The organism is Microvirga sp. P4_G7 (assembly GCF_056401005.1).
This window is the reverse complement of the sequence record NZ_JBFUKD010001000.1, coordinates 1-1,000: the sequence shown is the minus strand read 5'-3', so window position 1 is coordinate 1,000 and position 1,000 is coordinate 1. Positions and strand designations below refer to the sequence as shown.

Genomic DNA, 1,000 nt, shown 5'->3' with positions numbered 1-1,000 from the left:
CGAACCGCCGTGGAGCTCAGCGAGGGAGCGGGCAATGGCGAGACCGAGACCCGAACCCTTGTAGCTCTTGGAGAACTCCGTCTCGACCTGTTCGAATGGCCGTCCCAGCTTCTGCAGAGCGTAGGCAGGGATGCCGATGCCGTTGTCCTCGACATAGATGTTGATCGCGTTGCCGGCCGGACGGGTCCGCACCGTGATGCAGCCGCCGTCCTTCGTGAACTTCGTCGCATTCTGCAACAGATTGACGAGGATCTGATGCAGGCTTCTCTCGTCGGCGAGAACGTCGATGTCGTCCGGATCCACGTCGACGGTGATCGCGAGATCCTTGCCGCGGATCTGCTCACCCACCAGCTTGAGGGCCCGATGAATGGCGCCGTTCACTTGGACAGGCTGCTTCGTCAGCGTCGTGCGACCCGCTTCGATGCGCGACATGTCGAGAATGTCGTTGATGACCGAGAGGAGATATTCGCCGCTGGAGCGGATGTCCGTGCAGTATTCTTCGTATTTGTCCGAGCCGAGTGTTCCGAAGATCCCGCTTTGCATCACTTCGGCAAAGCCGATGATCGCGTTGAGCGGCGTGCGCAACTCATGGCTCATGTTGGCCAGAAATTCCGACTTGGCGCGGTTTGCGCTTTCCGCCTGAGCCTTCTGATCGAGGTAGCGCTCCGCGAGATCGGCGAGCTGGATCGTCTGCGCTTCGAGCTTCTGGCGCGATTGCTTCAGGTCCAGCACCGAGGCGATCAGTTCCTTTTCGGATTCGACGAGGCGGTGCTCGTGCCGCTTCAGCGCGGTGATGTCCGTGCCCACCGACACGCAACCGCCGTCCTTGGTCCGGCGTTCGTTCATCTGCAGCCAACGGCCGTCGCCGAGACGAGCCTCGAAGCTCCGTGCGCCGTCCTCCTGCCGTCCTTGACGGAAGAACTGATGCTGGATCTCCGGCGGGCGACCCAAAGCCATCACTTCGGCGTAGGTCTTGCCTTGGACGTCGGCATTCTCCGGC

The 1,000-nt window shown here is 61.6% G+C and carries 1 protein-coding gene; it reads right to left on the bottom strand.

The features are described 5' to 3' along the window. The coding region (locus tag AC1DT3_RS22535) for a sensor histidine kinase (RefSeq protein WP_477467397.1) at positions 1-1,000 on the bottom strand (1,000 nt) is incomplete at both ends.